We start from the raw sequence: 15,902 nt of genomic DNA on the forward strand, positions 1-15,902 counted from the left end.
GCTGATCGCTACTAGTTAATCAAAGCTGTGTTCTAGTGGTCGTTAAAATTGCAGGTAATGCTTATTGCATTGGATAGCTGATTTTATTTAAACAGTCGCAACGACTAGGGCGATTTTAGCATCAGCCCTCACGACAACAACAGGGACAGGACTATTTTTTGCCGCTTTATTGATAAAAATAGACGCTTAGAACAACTAAACTTACCATTTTTATCTGCAAATCGCCTAAAAAATAGTCTCTGTCAGTGCCACGGTCGAATGTTCAACACGCCCTAATAAGTGTCCATTAATGAGGATATGTTAATGAGTATTGGTTAATAAAAATTATGCACAGTGACGCTGAATAATGACTGATGTAAAAGTCCCACAATCTTGCTATTAGCCTTACTCTTAGACGCTTACTTAACAACACTATTTTAGATGAGTAGAGCCAACGGAGCTTCACTAAAAGTGTCGCCTACGGTCATAACTTCCATAACCTATATGGGTGCTAAAAAATAGCAAGTATGTTAAAATCAGGCGGCTTTATGTCCGGTATCAAAACGGTATCAATGCAGTAAGACGGCTTATCATTAAGCCTAATAAAAAATTATCAGTAAAAACGAATCAGTAAAAACGTAACCGTATAAAATCAATAGGCTGACAATAACCTTTATATAAGGGACGTGCAAAGTCATGGACGTAACCTCGATATGGCAGACAATCGCTGAGCATCCAGAATTCCTTGCTATGCTGACTATTCCGCCGGTGACTGCATTTGTCACTTGGGCACACGTATGGATGGCATTAAAAATGCTATTTTATCCCATCAAGTTTTGGGGTATTCGCATTCCTAACTTTCCCTTCTTTGGTTTACCAGGGATAGGGTGGCAAGGTATTGTACCGCGTAAAGCGGGTAAGATATCTGGGGTTATCGTTGATCAGACGCTCTCAAAGCTTGGCTCATTAGATGAGTTTTTTAAAGCGATGGAGCCTGAACAGATGGCCGTTTTTATCACCGAAAAGGTCGATGAAAACCTCGAGGCGCTCATCGATGAGATTATGCTTGAGCGCTCAGAGACGTTGTGGGGCAATTTGCCTTATGCCATCAAACGCCGTATTTATAATCAAGCGCACAAAGCCTTGCCAGAGATTATGCAAGCTTTGGTACTAGATTTGACCAATAACGTCGAAGAATTAGTAGATATGCGCCAGATGATCGTCAACACGATGGAGAACGATCGGCGCTTGATGGTCAATATGTTCTTACGGGTTGGGCAAAAAGAGATTAATTTCATTTGGCATATCAGCGCGCTCATTGGCTTAGTATTCGGCCTGATTCAGATGTTTATCTTCTTGTTTGTACCGCAGCATTGGACAGTACCGTTTTTTGCTGCTATTTGGGGGCTTTTGACCAATTGGATTGCTATTTGGATGGTGTTTAATCCTGTAGAGCCGCGCTTTATTCCTTATGTAAAGTTCTTTAGACGCAGTAGCCGCTTTCCGTTTGTAGTGCCGCAGCTACCGCATATTGCTCAGTTTCGCTTTCAAGGCGGTTTTATGAAGCGCCAAGAAGAGGTCTCTGAGGTATTTGCTGAGATTGTGGTCAAAGACTTGGTGACACTTGAGAACATCATGAATGAGATGATGTATGGTACGCGCGCAAACGATACGCGTGTATTGATGAAGTCGCACCTTTATGAGCTGTTAGAGACGCCTGTCATTAGGACGTCGCTGCGTATGAGCTTAGGTCGTCGCGAGTTTGGTAAGCTCAAAAACACTATCATCGATAAGTCGATTAGTGCTACGATGGTACCAATACGCGATCCTGAGCTGAACGAGAGCCGCGCGAGCAAGATTTTTGGTTTATTTCGTGACCGCATCCGCGCTTTAACCCCGCGTGAGTTTCAAAACTTGCTGCGACCTGCCTTTCGAGAGGATGAGCTGACGCTGATTGTACTTGGCGGTTTGACTGGGTTTTTAGCCGGTTGGCTACACTTAGTATTAGTATTTTTCCCCGCTGTGGGTTAGGTTTTTTATAGCCAAATACCTCGATATCCAAAGTAGGCTAAAAGCTGCGATAAATAACGCCCTACTCAAAAGACAATATAACTATATAAGGACTTATTAATCACTGCAGCTATTGAGCAGTGATTAAGTCGTTGTAAATTAATAAACCCTATTACCCGCACTACAATAAAGTAGACGACGATGGTATCAAGCAAAACTCACAAATAAGCCGTGAAATATAGCGGGCTTATGCCGCTTATTGGCTTTGAGGTTTTGCGCTAAAGTAAACAAGGTTAGACGGTATGTTGATCACAGAATTGGGTTATTTTGCCTTGCTTGCCGCTTTTGTGCTGGCAATATTGCAAGTTGTATTACCGACCATTGGCGTTATGCGTCATCAAGTCGCTTGGCAGCGCTTGGCACCAAGTCTAGCTTGGGCGCAGTTTGCCGCTATGATTGTGTCATTTGCCGCGTTGATGGCAGGCTTTTATTACAATGATTTCACTTTGGTCTATGTGGCTCAGCACTCCAATACGTTGCTGCCTTGGTACTATAAGCTATCCGCAACATGGGGCGGGCATGAAGGCTCGCTGCTGCTGTGGATGACTATCATGGCCAGCTGGTGCGCCTTAGTTTCCTACTTTAGCCGCGGTCTGCCATTATCTATGCGCGCGCGGGTACTCGTGATATTGGCAGCAGTGCAGCTGATGATGCTGGCGATGCTGATCTTTACCTCATCGCCGTTCGAGCGTACTCTGCCTAACCTGCCGGTAGATGGCGCTGATCTCAATCCCGTACTACAAGACTTTGGTCTGATTATCCATCCGCCTATGCTTTATATGGGTTATGTCGGTATGGTAGTGCCTTTTGCGTTTTGTATGGCAGCATTATGGGAAGGGCGACTCGATGCGGTATGGACGCGTTGGTCGCGTCCTTGGGCGCTAGCAGCTTGGGGCTTTTTGACGATTGGTATCGCTCTTGGCTCTTGGTGGGCTTACTACGAGCTTGGCTGGGGCGGCTGGTGGTTTTGGGATCCGGTAGAGAATGCCTCGTTTATGCCTTGGCTTGTCGGCTTAGCATTGCTGCATTCATTAGCAGTCACTGAAAAGCGCGGGGTGTTTAAAGCATGGACCATCATGCTGGCTATTTTCGCCTTTGCCTTAAGTCTCTTGGGTACTTTCCTTGTACGCTCTGGAGTCCTTACCTCAGTGCATTCGTTTGCCGCTGACCCCACTCGTGGTCTGGTTATCTTAGCTATTCTTGGCATCATCATCGGTGGCGGCCTATTGATGTTTGCGCTGCGCGGTTGGCGCTTGACGGTTGAGAGCCAATATCAGCTGATATCGCGCGAATCGTTTTTGGTGATTAATAACGTCATTATCTTGATCTCAACCTTAGTAGTGCTTTTAGGCACGCTATATCCTATCATCGCTGACGCTTTCAATTTAGGCCAAGTCTCTGTAGGCCCTCCTTACTTTAACGCTTTGTTTGTTCCGTTAACTTGGCTGCTGCTGATAGCGATGGGCATGGGCTCTAATATCCGCTGGAAAAAAGACAAGCGGCCTTTATTAGGCGTGGGGATGGTCATCGCGGTCAGTAGTTTAGTGCTCGCAGCGATCATTGCCTACTTTGCTCATCCGTCCTCGATGCTCAATATCGGTGTGACGTTAGCAGTGAGCTTTTGGGTGCTTTTATGGATGGTGATTGATTTTAGAGATAAAACCAAAAACGCACCTAGTCTCTTTAAAGGTCTGCGTCAGCTGCGGCTGAGCTATTGGGGACAGCAAGTCGCCCATATCGGTGTGCTGATAGCGGTAATTGGGGTGGCGTTTACGACCAGTCTGAGCATCGAGCGCGATGTCGCGATGGCTGAAGGTGATACTGTCAATGTCCAAGGCTACGACTTTAATTTAGTGGACTTTCAAGAGATCAAAGCGAGTAACTTTGATGCCACACAAGCAACAGTGGCTGTCAGCAAAGACGGCCGAGCAGTGGCGACACTGACGCCAGAAAAGCGCACGTATATTATCAGTACCATGCCGACCACCGAGGCGGCGATTGATCCCAGCTTAATGCGTGATGTCTATGTAGCGCTTGGCGAGCCTATCGCTGAGGGCAGTAACGAATGGGCGTTACGTATCTATGTTAAGCCGCTGATTCGCTGGATTTGGCTTGGCGCGATTATTATGGCTTTAGGCGGGCTGCTGAGTATGCTCGATAAGCGCTACCGTATCAAAAAATCTAAAGGTGCTTTATTAGAAACCAGTAGTACCGACACCGCGCGTACGGTAGATACGGCAACGCTAGCAGCAAGTGCGAAGGAGAAGTAAGATGAAGAAAAAACAGTTAAAAATATGGTTTTTGATTCCGCTGCTGGTATTTATTGGGGTGCTTTATCTGCTAGGCAATCAGCTAGGTAAGCCGACTGAAGTGGTAATGAATACTGCGCTTGAGCGCCCAGTACCTGCCTTTGAGCTGCCTTTATTATCAGATACTAGCCGTATTATGACGAACGATAATCTGCCTGATGAGCCTTTTTTGATGAATGTTTGGGGCTCTTGGTGCCCCACTTGCGTCGTTGAGCATCCTTTTTTGATGGAACTTGAGGAGCGCGGTGTTAATTTGGTTGGCATCAATTATAAAGATGAAATTGGTGACGCGCTAAGCTATCTAAACCGCGGCGGCGATCCTTTTTCGATGTCTATTCAAGACTCATCGGGTCAGTTTGCTTTAGATTTGGGTTTAACGGGCGCGCCTGAGACCTTTATAGTCGATGGTAATGGCATTATTCGTCAGCATATTATTGGTGAGATTAATGAAGCCAACTGGCAAGACCGTATCACTCCTTGCTTGATGGTACTCAATGAAGCCAATAAGACCAATGCGGTCCCTGAGGCCAGTCAAGTTACGGAGGCCTGTCAATAATGACTCATATAATTCTGAAAGCCGCCGGCCTAATGCTCGCTTGTCTGTTTAGCCTATCAAGCTATGCGGCCATTGACGTCTATGATTTTGACTCCACGCAGCAAGAAGCGCAGTATCGCGGCCTTATCGAAGAGCTGCGTTGCCCAAAATGCCAGAACCAAAACTTGGCAGGCTCTGACGCTCCTATTGCACAAGACCTCAAGCAAAAGACCTTTGACTTGGTCAAAGAAGGGCGCAGCGATGGTGAGATTCGCAGTTACATGCAAGAGCGCTACGGCGATTTTATCAGCTACAAGCCGCCTGTACGTCCATCGACTTGGATTCTATGGTTCTTTCCGCCTTTATTGCTAATCGTGCTTATCGGCGGTTGGTTTTGGCAAAGTAAACGCCGACAGGCTGCTGCTCGCGGTCAAAACCGAGTGAAGGTTGAGAGTACCGCTGCGGCGCTTACTCCAGCAGAAAAAGCAGAACTAGATCGTCTATTATCACGTGCCAGTGATAGTAACAGTACCAGTACTGATAGCACCGACCATGATATCTCAAGCCCAGAGGACAAAAAATGACCCTATTTTCTACTATCGGCTTATTTATTGCTCTAAGCTTATTTATGGCGCTGATTTTGGCGGTTATCGCTATTACTCCGTGGCTACGCGCCGCGCGTATCAAATCGAACCCAGTAGACAATCAGCTGCTCGATATCAACGTCGCGGTATTCCGTGAGCGTTTGGCTGAGCTAAAAAGCGATAAAGACAGCGGAACGATTGACGACAGTCATTATCAAAACCAAAAGCTTGAGCTTGAGCGTCAGTTGTTAGATGCGCAGCGAGAAGTCACGCCTATGGTTGCGCCAGGCATCAAAAGCCGTCTGATTGTGATGGTTTGGGTGCCAGTATTAGCCGCTATGGCGTATCTGTTGATCGGCAATCGTACCCCGGTATTCGAGCTATGGACGAGTGAGGACAAAGTCGGTCAAGTCGCTGATGATCTGTTGACCGGTAAAATCGATCAACCGCCTGCTTGGGCGATTGAAGATGGCAAGCAGCTTATCAGCGCGATGCAGACCAACGTCTATCGCCACGCTGATGACCCAGATCGCTGGATGCGCTTATCAGAGCTGTTCTTATCACTAGAAGCGACGCCTTCTGCGATAGAAGCGCTGTCTCGAGCTTATCGCTTGTCGCCTGAAAACGAAGAGATTGCGACGAGTTACGCGCAGATTAGTTTCTTTGCCAATGAAGGCCGGCTTGATGCCAATATTCGTAGAGTATTACAAGACGTACTTGTCAAAAACCCGCAGCACGAAGGCGCGCAAATGCTGATGGCCATGGGTGAGGCGCGTAGTAGTAACTTCGATGAAGCGCAAGGCTGGATCAGCCGCTTGCGAAACAGCATTGCTGCGAAGCCTGGCGATCATAGCCGAGCGCTTGCCAGCTTAGATGAGCTCAGCGCCAATATTAACGCGCAAAAAGCGCAAGTGGCGCAAGGTGTGGATGTTACGGTTGTGGTCAACTCAAGCTTATTGCCGCTAGTAAAAGGAGACGATGTGCTCTTTGTGGCGATACGTGATGTCAATGGCGGACCGCCTTTCGCTGCTAAGCGTCTACCCATATCGGTGATTAAGCAAGGCGAAGCCAATATCAGCTTAAGCGATCTGGACGCTATGATGCCTGAGCGCACTTTAGCCTCAGCTCGCGAGCAAAAGACGCAGCTGGCAGTCATTGCTCGTATTAGTCATAGTGGTAATGCAGTTGCTGAATCTGGAGATTTATCCGGTAATCCGGTGGTGATCAGCACCGACCAAAACCAAGTCAATGTCGAGATTAATCAGCAAGTACCTTAAGATAAATGGTCTTATGGTTAATACTTATGGTTATTACAAACAGCGTGTCAAAGCTCATTATTTTACGAGTCATATTGGCACGCAATTGCTTTACATGAACAGTAAAGTCATAGCAACTTTGGCAATATAAGATAAAAAAACTTGAGCTTTATAAACCCACAAGGTAAGGTATGGCTTGCAATTCACCAATCCCTATGTTTTGTAATTTTTTAGAATTTCGAAAACCCATCTATTGAGGAGAAACGTATAATGATGCGTATTATTTTGCTAGGTCCCCCTGGCGCTGGTAAAGGCACCCAAGCCCAGTTCATCTCTAAAGAGTATGATATCCCGCAAATCTCCACAGGTGATATGCTACGCGCTGCGATCAAAGAAGGCACTGAGCTTGGTAAACAAGCCCAAGGCGTGATGAATGCAGGTGGTCTTGTTTCTGATGATCTCATCATCAACTTAGTGCAAGAACGTCTCGCTAAGCCTGATTGTGCCAATGGTTGCATATTAGATGGGTTCCCGCGCACCATTCCACAGGCGCAAGCGTTAGCGGAAGCGAATGTCGCCATCGATCATGTGATTGAGATTAGCGTTCCTGATGACGAAATCGTCAAGCGTCTCTCTGGTCGTCGTCAGCATGCTGACTCAGGCCGTATCTATCATATTGACCATAATCCGCCAAAAGTTGAAGGCATCGATGACGTAACAGGTGAGCCGCTTATTCAGCGTCCAGATGATAAAGAAGAGACCATTCGTGAGCGTCTAGCCACTTATCATGAGCAAACCTCTGCTTTGGTCGGTTTTTATCAAGACAAAGCCAAAGAAGGCGCGGATACTCCTGATTACGATAAGTTTGACGGTACCCAAGCGATTGATGAAGTCAGAGAGCAAATCTTAGCCGCATTAAAAGACTAAACAGCTAGCAATAAGCTCATACTTGCTTATATCAGTGCATAAAAAAACCGCCTAACTTATGAGTTAGGCGGTTTTTATTTTACCGATTAATCGGTTCAAATGAGTCTATTTAATATAGGCTTACGCTTTACCTTGTGCGTCTACTTGAGCTTGCTCTTGGCTTTGGGCATAAGCTTGGTCAAAGTTGACCGGCGCTAGTAGCAACTGCGGGAAGCTACCACGAGTGACGATGTCGCTGATCACTTCACGCGCATAAGGGAACAAGACGTTAGGGCAGTACGCGCCTAGGATTTGTCCGATTTGGTCTTCTGGAATATCTTTTAATAAGAAAATACCGGCTTGGTGTACTTCGGCGATAAACGCTGGTGCTTCTGCGTTTTTGGCATTGACACTAACGGTTAGAGTCACTTGATAATGGTCGTCGTCTAACTTCTCAGCATTGCTTGATAGGTTGATATCTAGCTCTGGGTTCCACTCTTTGGTAAATACATCAGCGCCAGGTACTTCAAGCGACATATCTTTGACATAAATGCGCTCTAACGCCAGTTGGGGTTGTGCTTGTTCTTCAGCCATGCTATTTCCTCTAAGAATTAATAAATTAATCGTTCAAAATAATGCGAAGTTATGCCGTTTAACCTGCTAATAGCTCATCAAGCTTGCCTTGCTGATTAAATTGATTAAGCTCATCAAAGCCGCCAATAAAAGTATCACCCACAAAGATCTGTGGTACGGTGCGGTAATTATTGGTTTTTTGCATCAAAGCGCGGCGCTCATCGCTGCTGATATCATGCATACCAATCTCTTCATAGTCGACGCCTTTAGATTGTAATAATTGTTTGGCGTTTGTGCAATAGGGGCAGATTGGCGTGGTATATACTTTTACAGGAACCGTCATAATAAATCCTTATTTATAATAAATGAGTCGTTATGATGAATATCAGCTGCCATTACTGAGCAGTGTCGTTTTCATCGTCTTCAGTTATGAAGTGGGGCTCTCGGGTATAAATTCAAGCAGATAACGATAAATGTAATAAAAGTTCACAATAACCGCGCTTGCTACTTTTGTAAAAAAAGACATCATAGCTTTTTACGATAGCTATGATGTCTTAATATTTGGCAAATACATAATTGATAAATACAAAGCTTGCTAAACCACAAATTTGTAAGATTGGGATCTACTATTTACTGAGCTTCGGCTTAGCTTTGCCTTTTTTGGCTTGCGCATCTTTTGGGCTCACTAATGGCATACCAGCGCCTTGCCAACCGCCAACGCCGCCTTCTAGACGATAAACGTTGTCTTTGCCGATCATCTGTATCGCCGCACCCGCTTGCACGCCCATATCACAAATGATAATCACAGGCTGCTCGATTGCGCGGATTTCTTCTATACGATCTTTTATTTCAGTAAAAGGAATATTGCGGCTACCTTGAATATAGCCGGTCTCAAATTTCTTTTTGGTACGAATATCGATCAATTGCGCATTTTGCGAGTTGACGAGCATCCCAAGCGTGTTAGGAGATATTTTTTTGCCACTACGTTTATTTTCAATGGTAAAAAACAATATAGCTAATACCGCCAAAATACCAAATAAAAAAGGGTGATTGCCTACAAATTCAAGCGCACGATCCACAACAGACCTCCAAAAAATTAGGGCTCTAGCAGACTGCGAATACAGCCCAACCATATCGAACCAGGCGCTATTATACCGATAAGACTCGTTATAGTAAACGGCCGATCAGAGCAAACCGGCGCTAGTATGGCTTAGTGTCCGCCTCTTCTCGCAAAGTGACCAGATTCTCAACGCGGCGCTGCAAGACTTCCCCATCTGCTACCGCTTGCCATAGCGCGCAGCCTTTGGAGTTATGAGTATGCCGACAGTCGCGAAATTGACAATAGCCTGCTAGGGGAGCCAGCTCAATAAAGCCTGAGATAATATCTTCAGGGGTCAGATGCCAGATGCCGTATTCGCGAATACCGGGCGTATCAACGATGCCGCCAGCAGTCAAATCATCAGGGTTAAAGGGTAATAGCCGACTGGTCGTCGTGGTGTGCTGACCCAGTTGTGAGTTCTCAGAGATGACATTGACGCTTTGCGCGGACTCCGGCAGCAGCGCGTTGATAAGGCTACTCTTACCAACACCAGATTGACCGGCGAAAATAACAAGCTTATGATCGATATAGCTTTTGAGCTCACCGAGGCCTATTTGCTCGGCGCTCTCAGCGATATTTTCAGGGCAATCAACAGAGGTCAGCACACTCTCATAGCCCAATGCGGCGTATTGAGTGAGTAGCTCACGGGTGTCAGCATAGTCATCTTGAGCTAATAAGTCTGCTTTATTTAAGACCAGTAGCGGCTTCACACCAGCGTGATGACAAACGACTAAATAACGATCAATCAATGAAGGAGCAGCGGCTGGCAGCGGCGCAAAAACAATCGCCAAAATATCGACATTAGCGGCGACAGGTTTGAGCTTATGGTAACGATCTGGGCGCGAGACTAAAGAGGTGCGCGGCTTGACGGACTCAATACGTCCAAAGCCAGTATTAGAGTCAGCCGTCCAGCGTACTTGATCGCCAGCGGCGAGCATCGGCAGGTTGGTGCGTACATGACAGCGCCAAATGTCCCCAAGGGCAAGCTGTTGCCAAAAAGGCTCAGGGTCGTCGGGACCAATCTCTGGCGGCTCAGCAACAACGGCCGGTAAGCTGGTGACTTGCACCTCTAGCTGCTTACCGTAGTGCGCCATGACCACACCATCCATCAAGCTATCATCAATACTATCTTGACTCTCTAGTTGCTGCTTGTCTATGCGCCGAATCTGTTGTTTGGTGAGTTTGCGTTGCCGAATCAATGCCATGAGTGCTGCCTATAACGAAAATATTGCTCAGTGTAGCGCGAAAATTTGCTAACATACAGCTTAAGCTTAACAGGGGTTTTGTAACCTTGTAAACACCGTTGAAGCGAAAGAAATAACGAGATATTTTAAACCTTAATAATAGGACGCCTTATGAGTAGCGATGACCATCCCAATAAGATAAAAATTAAGAACCAAGGCAAAAAGGGGCTGGTCTGGATAGACCTTGAGATGACTGGGCTCGATACGCTCAATGATGAGATTATCGAGATTGCAACTGTAGTTACTGATGAGGATCTCAATGTGTTAGCTGAGGGGCCGGTATTTGCGATCAAAATATCGGATCAAAGGCTCAATCAGATGGACGAGTGGAATACTAAGCAGCATGGCCAATCAGGCTTAGTCGATCGGGTGCGCCGTAGCAAAGTAACACTGGCAGAAGCTGAAGCGGAAACGATTAAGTTTTTGAATAAATGGGTCGATAGTGGTAAGTCGCCGATGTGTGGTAATTCTATCTGCCAAGATAGACGTTTTTTGGCGCGCCAGATGCCGGAGCTTGAGCGCTTCTTTCACTATCGCAATTTAGATGTGTCGTCGGTAAAAGAGCTGTGCTTTCGCTGGCGGCCAGACATCTTAAAGAATTTTGAGAAGGGCGGTAGCCATTTAGCGTTAGATGATATTCGCGACTCTATCCGCGAGCTGAAGCACTATCGCCAGCACTTTTTTAAGTTGATGGAATAGTATAGGTTTTAACTTAGCAACTCTATTTTATAGCTATGATAATAAGAAAAAACCTCCAAGCCAGCTACTGACTTGGAGGTTTGTTTTATTCTAAACCGTGAAAACTACATATAGTTTTCGATGCCATCTATCATATCAAAAACTACATATAGTTTTCGATACTTGGGCATGAGCACATAAGATTCTTATCGCCATAAACATCATCGATACGGCCGACGCTTGGCCAGAATTTGTGCGCGCGCACGTACGATAGTGGGAATGCCGCAACATCACGGCTATACGGATAGGACCACTCTTCATCAGTAATGACAGAGGCGGTATGCGGCGCGTTAACGACTGGGTTGTTCTCTAATGTCCAGCCATCTTCACCAGCTTTGGCTTTCATGATTTCAGCTTTAATAGATTTGAGCGCATTAATGAAGCGATCTAGCTCCTCTTTAGACTCAGATTCAGTCGGCTCAATCATCAGCGTTCCGGCGACAGGGAAGCTCATCGTTGGCGCGTGGAAGCCATAATCCATCAAGCGCTTAGCGATATCGCTCTCAGTGATGCCGGTGTCTTCTTTTAGCGGACGGATATCAATGATACATTCATGCGCCACTCGGCCGTTTTTACCGGCATATAAGACCGGATAGTCAGACTTGAGCTGATCGGCAACGTAGTTGGCATTGAGCAGAGCCAGATTGGTCGCCTCAAGCAAACCATCGCGGCCCATCATCGTAATATACATCCATGAAATCGGTAGGATGCTAGCTGAGCCATACGGTGCTGCGGATACCGCTGAGCAGGCGTTTGGTGCATTATGCACTGGAACCACCGCATGGTTGGCTTTGAACGGAGCCAAATGCGCCTGCATACCGATAGGACCCATACCAGGGCCACCGCCGCCATGCGGAATACAAAAAGTCTTATGCAAGTTCATGTGCAGCACATCTGCGCCGACATCAGCAGGCTGCATAATAGCGACCTGCGCGTTCATGTTGGCGCCATCCATGTAGACCTGACCACCATGCTTATGAATGAGGTCACAGATGTCGCGGATACCTTCCTCAAAGACGCCATGGGTCGATGGATAGGTAATCATTAACGCGCCTAGATTGGCACTGTGCTCTTCACATTTCGCCGTTAAGTCATCGATATCGACGTTGCCGTTGTCATCGGTTTTGACCACGACGACTTGCATGCCCATCATGATAGCGGTTGCTGGGTTGGTTCCGTGTGCTGACATAGGAATTAGGCAGATATTACGATTGGTCTCGCCTAAAGACTCATGGTAACGGCGGATAGCTAACAGACCGGCGTATTCACCAGAGGCACCGGAGTTTGGCTGCATAGAGATATCATCGAAGCCGGTGATGGCTTTTAGCTGCTCTTGTAAGCTATCGATCATCTCGATGTAACCTGAGACTTGATCTAGCGGCGCAAAAGGATGCACATTGGCGAATTCAGGCCAAGTAATTGGCAGCATCTCGCTTGTGGCGTTCAGCTTCATCGTACAGCTGCCTAGCGCAATCATGCTGCGGTTCATCGCCAAATCTCTATCCTCTAAAGATTTTAGATAGCGTAGCATTTCGTGCTCAGTGTGGTGCGAGTTAAACACCGGATGACTTAAGATATCATCGTTACGCAGATGCGTCTGATCTAGTGATACGCTAGCGGTTTCTGGTAGCTGATGAGAGGTATTGACAAACAACTGAGTCAATACTTTGAAGTCTTCTTCATCGCTGGTTTCACTAAAGGCGACGCTGATTTTAGTATCGTCAAAACGCCATAGGTTATAACCAATATTATCAGCGTTCTCAAAAATTTGGGTCGCTAGCTTTTCTGAACCACAATCAACGACAACAGTATCGAAGAACTGATCATGTACAACGCTAAGTTTATTTTCGCCATTAGCCTGTCTGATGACTTCTGCAAAGGCAGTGGCAAAAGCATGAATACGCGTTGCAATACGTTTGACACCGCTTGGGCCATGATAGACAGCGTACATGCCAGCGAGGTTGGCGAGTAGAACTTGTGAGGTACAGATGTTTGAGTTGGCTTTTTCGCGGCGGATATGCTGCTCACGAGTCTGTAGTGCCATACGTAGCGCCGTGTTACCTTGCGCATCTTTTGAGACACCAATGATACGGCCCGGCGCTGAGCGTTTGGCTTTGTCAGAAAAAGCAAAGTAAGCGGCGTGTGGACCACCATAACCCATCGGAATACCGAAACGCTGCGTACTACCTAAAGCGACATCTGCGCCCATATCGGCAGGCGACTTTAGCAGCACAAGGCTCATGATATCGCTGACGACGCTGACATAGGTTTTCTTTTCTTTAACAGCACTGATAACGTCGGTTAAATCCTGAACATCGCCTTCTTTGCCGACATATTGGAAGATCGCACCGAAGTAATCGCCTGATTTGGCCAGTTCAAAGTCGCCAACGACTACGTCCCAACCAAAGTACTTAGCGCGAGTCTGGATAACGTCTAGTGTCTGCGGATAAATACGCTCATCAACAAAAAACTGCGTTGACTTGCTTTTACTCATGCGCTTAGACATCGCCATCGCTTCAGCAGCTGCCGTCGCTTCATCAAGCAGGGAGGCGCCCGCCATCTCAAGACCCGTCAGATCAATACACACTTGCTGGAAGTTTAATAAAGCTTCTAGGCGGCCCTGAGCGATTTCGGCTTGATACGGCGTGTAAGCGGTGTACCAACCTGGGTTTTCGAGCACGTTACGCTGAATGACCGCTGGCATACGTACAGGCGAGTAACCCTGCCCGATATAGCTCTTATTCACAGTGACGTTATCTGCCATCTTGCGCAATTTGGCAAGCGCCGCATGCTCGCTCATCGCTAGCGGTAGATCAAGATCTTTATGCAAACGTACTGGCTCTGGCACCGTATCGTTAATAAAGCTTGCCATGTCTTGGTAGCCAATGGCGCTCAACAGATCAGCTTGCTTGGTTTCGTTTGAGCCTAAGTGGCGATAGACGAATTCAGACTCATTAAATAAACCTTTAAAGGTATCGAACGTCGGTTTTTGAGAAGTGGTCATGACAGTCCTTATTAGCGTTTAAAGTAAGGGTAGAAAGATAAAGTCATTTATTACGCGACTTGTTGTTAGTAATTTAGTGGTAAAAGCGAGCTCAGCGTCGCAATATCGCTATGATCAATAATGCGACGTCATTTTATTAAACGTAATGCACAAATTGCTCTTGCTCGAAGCGAAACTGCGAGCTGTAGATGCCGTTGTCAGCGCGCTCACCGGCGCCTATCATCATAATGATGTGATGATCGTCGGTCAGCTTAAGTAGTCGCTTCATCGCCGGCTCATCGAAACCGCCCATCGGGCAGCTATCAAATCCATGCGCCCTGAGAGCTAGCATGAGGTTTTCGGCGGCGAGGGCGGTGTTGTTCGTCGCCCAGTTTTTGACATCGTCAAAGGTATAATAAGGCGTCTTGATAGGGCCTTTGACTTGTCTAAAGACTTTGGTCGCGCTCCATTTGGCAGCAGAGATGACATTGGCAGGACCACGTAAGAAGTCTAGTGCAACCACTTTGGTATAGTAGTCTTTGACCTTTTTTGGCACTGGCTTATCTGGATATTCATCGAGGATTTGTTTGGCATGATCGTGCCAAATATCGGTACGTGCCACGACGGCTATCAAGCGCGCGGAAGTTTTCGCCGCGTTTTGATTCATGCAATTCTTAACGGCGCGTTTGCGCTTGTCTGGGCTGTCAATGACATAAAACTCCCACGGCTGTAAGTTACTTGAGTTCGGCGCTAGCATCGCCAAACGTAAGCAGTCAGCCATAACCTCATCAGGAATAGGCGTGTCAGTGAAGCGGCGCACTGAACGGCGCGACTCGACTACTTGAGTAAAAGCTTGTAGTTGAGGAGTATGCTCCGGCATGGCTAAGGTGTCTTTAGTAGAGTTGGCGCTTTTATTATCAGTACTCATGTCAAAGTCCGTGCAAGTGTCGTTAAAGTGGGCAAAATGCCTAAGTCCGGCATGTATAGATAAGATAGGGGTAGGCGTTCAAAACCTAAGCTGTATTATGATAAAACGTGATAACACGTAATATTTAGATAGTGCTTGCGTATACTATTTATCTAGTAGGTAGGTATTACGCAGCAGACTTATAAGCTCAAACGTACAAATGTACAAAAGGTTTAAAAATAAGGGCAGATATTGACCTCAGAGTCTACTGATATAGAACCTACTGACACCAATACCTGCAAAACCTTTTATATAAGCTATGAGGGCTTAAGACTTACAGCTCGTTCTCATACTCTTCAGCACTTAGTAGCGCTTCATAGTCGTCCATATTGTCCGGCTTCATTCTAAAGAACCAACCTTCGCCATACGGGTCTGAGTTAATAATTTCCGGATCGTCTTCTAAGGCTTCGTTGATAGCGACGACTTCGCCTGAGATAGGAGCGTAGACATCCGAGGCAGCTTTGACAGATTCAACAACTGAGATCTCATCATCAACAGCGATAGTATCGCCAACGTCAGGTAGCTCAACGAATACCACATCACCTAACAAGTCTTGGGCGTGGTCCGTGATACCGACAGTAACCGTGCCGTCGTCTTCTAAACGTAGCCATTCGTGGCTGGCGATATATTTTAGTTCTGCTGGGACATTACTCATAGTT

The 15,902-nt window shown here is 46.5% G+C and carries 14 protein-coding genes; 7 read left to right on the plus strand and 7 right to left on the minus strand.

Features of this window, described 5'->3' with window-relative positions:
• The first annotated feature begins 675 nt into the window (after positions 1–675).
• The 6 genes from JMY03_RS09845 (at position 676) to adk (ending at position 7,660) form a co-directional block, all read left to right on the plus strand.
• Positions 676–2,010 (plus strand): membrane protein, encoded by a 1,335-nt coding sequence (locus tag JMY03_RS09845; RefSeq protein WP_025647140.1) that lies wholly within the window; start codon positions 676–678, stop codon positions 2,008–2,010.
• Positions 2,011–2,291: 281 nt separating this feature from the next.
• Entirely contained in the window at positions 2,292–4,319 is a 2,028-nt protein-coding gene (locus JMY03_RS09850) for a heme lyase CcmF/NrfE family subunit (RefSeq protein ID WP_227675589.1), read from the plus strand.
• Position 4,320: 1 nt separating this feature from the next.
• Positions 4,321–4,914, plus strand: coding sequence for a DsbE family thiol:disulfide interchange protein (locus JMY03_RS09855; RefSeq protein WP_201603477.1), 594 nt, complete (start codon positions 4,321–4,323; stop codon positions 4,912–4,914).
• Positions 4,915–4,946: 32 nt separating this feature from the next.
• Positions 4,947–5,477 (plus strand): cytochrome c-type biogenesis protein, encoded by a 531-nt coding sequence (locus JMY03_RS09860; RefSeq protein WP_390880291.1) that lies wholly within the window; start codon positions 4,947–4,949, stop codon positions 5,475–5,477.
• Entirely contained in the window at positions 5,474–6,754 is a 1,281-nt protein-coding gene (gene ccmI, locus JMY03_RS09865) for a c-type cytochrome biogenesis protein CcmI (RefSeq protein ID WP_201603479.1), read from the plus strand. Before JMY03_RS09860 ends, ccmI begins: the two co-directional genes overlap by 4 nt.
• Positions 6,755–7,006: 252 nt before the next feature.
• Complete coding sequence (gene adk, locus JMY03_RS09870; protein ID WP_198013365.1) at positions 7,007–7,660, plus strand: adenylate kinase; 654 nt, start codon at positions 7,007–7,009, stop codon at positions 7,658–7,660.
• Positions 7,661–7,780: 120 nt separating this feature from the next.
• On the opposite strand, the gene secB is transcribed toward adk, so the two are convergent.
• The 4 genes from secB to rsgA all read right to left on the minus strand — a co-directional run bounded on the left by secB (position 7,781) and on the right by rsgA (position 10,516).
• Positions 7,781–8,233 carry a protein-export chaperone SecB gene (gene secB / locus JMY03_RS09875; protein ID WP_025647134.1) on the minus strand — a complete coding sequence of 151 codons (453 nt, stop codon included), beginning with the start codon at positions 8,231–8,233 and terminating at the stop codon, positions 7,781–7,783.
• 58 nt (positions 8,234–8,291) lie between these two features.
• Positions 8,292–8,555, minus strand: a complete 264-nt coding sequence (gene grxC / locus JMY03_RS09880) for a glutaredoxin 3 (RefSeq protein WP_201603480.1) — start codon at positions 8,553–8,555, stop codon at positions 8,292–8,294.
• 283 nt (positions 8,556–8,838) lie between these two features.
• Positions 8,839–9,291: a rhodanese-like domain-containing protein gene (locus JMY03_RS09885; protein WP_025647132.1), complete on the minus strand. Its 453-nt coding sequence runs from the start codon at positions 9,289–9,291 to the stop codon at positions 8,839–8,841.
• 121 nt (positions 9,292–9,412) lie between these two features.
• Positions 9,413–10,516: a ribosome small subunit-dependent GTPase A gene (gene rsgA / locus JMY03_RS09890; RefSeq protein ID WP_201603482.1), complete on the minus strand. Its 1,104-nt coding sequence runs from the start codon at positions 10,514–10,516 to the stop codon at positions 9,413–9,415.
• Positions 10,517–10,666: 150 nt separating this feature from the next.
• Between rsgA and orn the strand changes: the two genes are divergently transcribed.
• Positions 10,667–11,254 (plus strand): oligoribonuclease, encoded by a 588-nt coding sequence (orn, locus tag JMY03_RS09895; RefSeq protein ID WP_025647130.1) that lies wholly within the window; start codon positions 10,667–10,669, stop codon positions 11,252–11,254.
• 142 nt (positions 11,255–11,396) lie between these two features.
• Here orn and gcvP read toward each other — a convergent pair whose 3' ends face one another.
• The 3 genes from gcvP to gcvH all read right to left on the minus strand — a co-directional run bounded on the left by gcvP (position 11,397) and on the right by gcvH (position 15,898).
• Positions 11,397–14,297 (minus strand): aminomethyl-transferring glycine dehydrogenase, encoded by a 2,901-nt coding sequence (gcvP, locus tag JMY03_RS09900; protein WP_201603484.1) that lies wholly within the window; start codon positions 14,295–14,297, stop codon positions 11,397–11,399.
• Between the two features lie 136 nt (positions 14,298–14,433).
• Positions 14,434–15,204, minus strand: coding sequence for a nitroreductase family protein (locus tag JMY03_RS09905; protein WP_037059828.1), 771 nt, complete (start codon positions 15,202–15,204; stop codon positions 14,434–14,436).
• Between the two features lie 313 nt (positions 15,205–15,517).
• Positions 15,518–15,898 carry a glycine cleavage system protein GcvH gene (gene gcvH / locus JMY03_RS09910; protein ID WP_025647125.1) on the minus strand — a complete coding sequence of 127 codons (381 nt, stop codon included), beginning with the start codon at positions 15,896–15,898 and terminating at the stop codon, positions 15,518–15,520.
• Positions 15,899–15,902 lie beyond the last annotated feature (4 nt).

The sequence above is a fragment of the Psychrobacter submarinus genome (genome assembly GCF_904846685.1).
Classification (GTDB): Bacteria; Pseudomonadota; Gammaproteobacteria; order Pseudomonadales; family Moraxellaceae; genus Psychrobacter; species Psychrobacter submarinus.

Coding starts and splice junctions, on each gene's coding strand:
- JMY03_RS09905 (WP_037059828.1), bottom strand. CDS start 15,204: ATGAGTACTGATAATAAAAGCGCCAACTCTACTAAAGACACCTTAGCC.
- JMY03_RS09850 (WP_227675589.1), top strand. CDS start 2,292: ATGTTGATCACAGAATTGGGTTATTTTGCCTTGCTTGCCGCTTTTGTG.
- JMY03_RS09855 (WP_201603477.1), top strand. CDS start 4,321: ATGAAGAAAAAACAGTTAAAAATATGGTTTTTGATTCCGCTGCTGGTA.
- JMY03_RS09845 (WP_025647140.1), top strand. CDS start 676: ATGGACGTAACCTCGATATGGCAGACAATCGCTGAGCATCCAGAATTC.
- gcvP (WP_201603484.1), bottom strand. CDS start 14,297: ATGACCACTTCTCAAAAACCGACGTTCGATACCTTTAAAGGTTTATTT.
- secB (WP_025647134.1), bottom strand. CDS start 8,233: ATGGCTGAAGAACAAGCACAACCCCAACTGGCGTTAGAGCGCATTTAT.
- ccmI (WP_201603479.1), top strand. CDS start 5,474: ATGACCCTATTTTCTACTATCGGCTTATTTATTGCTCTAAGCTTATTT.
- orn (WP_025647130.1), top strand. CDS start 10,667: ATGAGTAGCGATGACCATCCCAATAAGATAAAAATTAAGAACCAAGGC.
- rsgA (WP_201603482.1), bottom strand. CDS start 10,516: ATGGCATTGATTCGGCAACGCAAACTCACCAAACAACAGATTCGGCGC.
- grxC (WP_201603480.1), bottom strand. CDS start 8,555: ATGACGGTTCCTGTAAAAGTATATACCACGCCAATCTGCCCCTATTGC.
- JMY03_RS09860 (WP_390880291.1), top strand. CDS start 4,947: ATGCTCGCTTGTCTGTTTAGCCTATCAAGCTATGCGGCCATTGACGTC.
- gcvH (WP_025647125.1), bottom strand. CDS start 15,898: ATGAGTAATGTCCCAGCAGAACTAAAATATATCGCCAGCCACGAATGG.
- adk (WP_198013365.1), top strand. CDS start 7,007: ATGCGTATTATTTTGCTAGGTCCCCCTGGCGCTGGTAAAGGCACCCAA.